We start from the raw sequence: 3,001 nt of genomic DNA on the forward strand, positions 1-3,001 counted from the left end.
AGAAAATACATTTGAAGTAGAATATGACTACCGATTCAACAACCAAAGTGATGATGGTCCAGTCATAATTGAGAAAAGCAATTTCACAATAAACGGGAACAATCATATTCTCGATGGAAACAGACAATCCGGAATATTCAACATTACTGGAAACAATGTGACAATAAAAAATCTTGTTTTCATCAATGGTAATGCCACTAATGGGGGTGCAATATATTCAACCGGACAGATTACATTGAACAATGTAACTTTTATAAGCAATAATGCCTATTCTGGTGGAGCAATATGGGCTGATGGACTATTGACATTAAATAACACAACTTTCATTAGCAATAATGCTCATTATGGTGGAGCAATTAAATATTATGATAATGTACTTAATTGTATTAATTCTCGTTTTATTGACAATTCTGCTGATGAATCAATATATTCAAGTAATGCCGTATTAAATATCTGCAACTCATCTGTCACTTCAAACAAGTCATGTAAATATGGTCAAATTTTTGCTTTTAGTTCCACAGTTAATATAGATAATTCAGATTTCATAAACATATCCTCTGTTTATGCCTCAGCACTGTATTCGGAATATTGTGAAATTTCAATTACAAATTCCAGATTTGTTAATCTTACAGCTGAGAAATCTGCAGGAGCAATTGCCATAAGAGGGTCAAGTAACTCTTATATAAAAGGCTGTAAATTTGTAAACACCAAATCATTTAAAAATGCAGGCGCCATACATGTGGATTATGGAATTGAATCATGCAATGCAACCCTAGTTGATTGTGTGTTTAACAATGCTTCATCTATGATTGGTGGAGCATATATTCAATTGGGAGGTAATTTAATCTTGAACAGTTCCAACTTCACAAACAATAAAGCTCATGTTGGAGGCGCAGTTTATATCTCATTTACCAATAGTACAATTGATAATTCTATTTTTGATTCAAATGAATTATTTGATGAGGATTCCACCAGTTGTGGAGGTGCAGTATATTGTGATATGAGCAATATGACATTAACCAAATCAGAATTCATAAATAACTCTGCATTTCTGGGAAATGCAGTATATTCCTGTGATTCATGGTATAATATCACCAACTGTCTGTTTGCAAACAATACAAATGCGATTTTCACAGATTTTGACAAAAACCAGTGTAATCTCAACAGTAATGAGTATAATAATGACAGCGTAATCACCAATCAGTCATTTTATGCTCCCCTATCTTTTGCATGTTCTGGATTGAATCTGACATTAATCAACAATACAATCAATGTTACCAGTCTTCCTTCTAGGTTTGATTTACGTGATTGGGGATGGATTACTCCTGTTAAAAATCAGGGCAGAATGGGCTCATGCTGGGCATTTTCTTTTGGAGAAACATTGGAAACTGCTCTTTTAAAAGCAACAGGCATCAGATATGATATTTCCGAAAATTATATGCAAAATCTCCAAATAAGATATTCAGATTTTGGAGATTTGTACAATGATGAAGGAGGCCTTTATTATATGGCTTTGGCTAATGTGGTCAGCTGGCTGAGTGTTGGTGAAAAAGATGATGAATATGATGAGATTGGAAAATTATCACGTTTTGTTGATAGTGTGAATAAGATACGTCTTCAGGATGCTTACTTCATAATGCCGAATTCAGCCGATTATATAGTGGACGTTAAAAAAGCAATTTTAAATTATGGTGCAGTTTCAATTGTTTATGCATGCAGTGAGGAGGAACCATATTTCAATGAAAATACTTCCGCACAGTATACTAATGAATCACTTGCGCCAACCCATGGAGTTGCCATCATCGGATGGGATGATAACTACTCTGCGGATAACTTCCTAATTACCCCTCCGGGGGATGGTGCATGGATTGTTAAAAACAGCTGGGGAAGTGAATGGGGAGATGAAGGATATTTCTACTTATCATACTATGAAAAATCATTATTCACAAATGACTCAGATACTGGCATTATTTATCCTTTCACAGCCTGCATTTTCACTAATGCAATTGATTATCATGTCAATTATCAGACTGATTTATCTGGTTTATATGATTTTGACGGCAATTACACTCAATATTCCAATGAATTCACTGCAGAATATGATGATTTGATTGCAGGTGTTGGAACATACTTCAACCAGTCAGGCATCGATTATTCCTTTGACATTTACGTGAACAATAAGTTGATACACTCACAAAGTGGCATAAGCGAGTTTGCAGGATACAGAACAATTGTCTTAAGCAGTTATGTTCCTATTAAAAAATCAGACAAGTTTAAAGTTGTATTTAAAAATAATAATCTTCCTTATGAAGCATACTCAAGAAATCATTATATTCCTGGAATGTCATTTGTAAGTGCAGACGGCAACGTATGGAGGGATATCACTTTAGAAAACAAGACAGTTTGTCTGAAGGTCTATACTGTGGCTGATGATTCCAGAATAATTGACAATAAAGACCTGTCAGTGAATTATGGTGATGAATCTTTCTTCACTGTGAGGGTTGCAACTGATGATGGTCATGCCATTGCAGGGGCATTTGTTGTGTTTACAGTCAATGGAAAGACAATCAATGCAACAACTGACAATGATGGTATTGCAAAATTGGAAATTAATGAGGTTCCGGGAACTTACGTCATTACAACCGTTTATGGCAATCAGACATATCAAAACAATGCCACTGTAATGTTGGATCCGCATGACTGTATGATTACAGAAAACAAAAACATTAAGGTAGATTATGATGGTGGATCTTATTTTACTGTAAAAGTGGTTTCCAGCGATGGTAAAGTGGCACTAAGTGGAGAGTCAGTTATATTTGTAATTAACGGCAAAACCTCATCTGTTAAAACGGATGAAAAGGGAATTGCAAAAATCAAGATAACTGATGTTCCTAAAAAGTACACAATGACAACTATATTCAATGGCAAAAGCTATAAGAATACAGTTACAGTAAAACAGGTATTGACTGCAAGTAAAGTCACTGTTAAAAAGACTGCCAAG

The 3,001-nt window shown here is 34.7% G+C and carries 1 protein-coding gene; it reads left to right on the forward strand.

Features of this window, described 5'->3' with window-relative positions; all coding sequences use genetic code 11:
- On the forward strand, positions 1-3,001 hold a 3,001-nt coding region (locus ACKI2P_RS03570), incomplete at both ends, for a C1 family peptidase (protein ID WP_407375083.1).

Origin of the sequence: Methanobrevibacter sp. (assembly GCF_045541095.1) — an archaeon.
GTDB lineage: Archaea > Methanobacteriota > Methanobacteria > Methanobacteriales > Methanobacteriaceae > Methanocatella.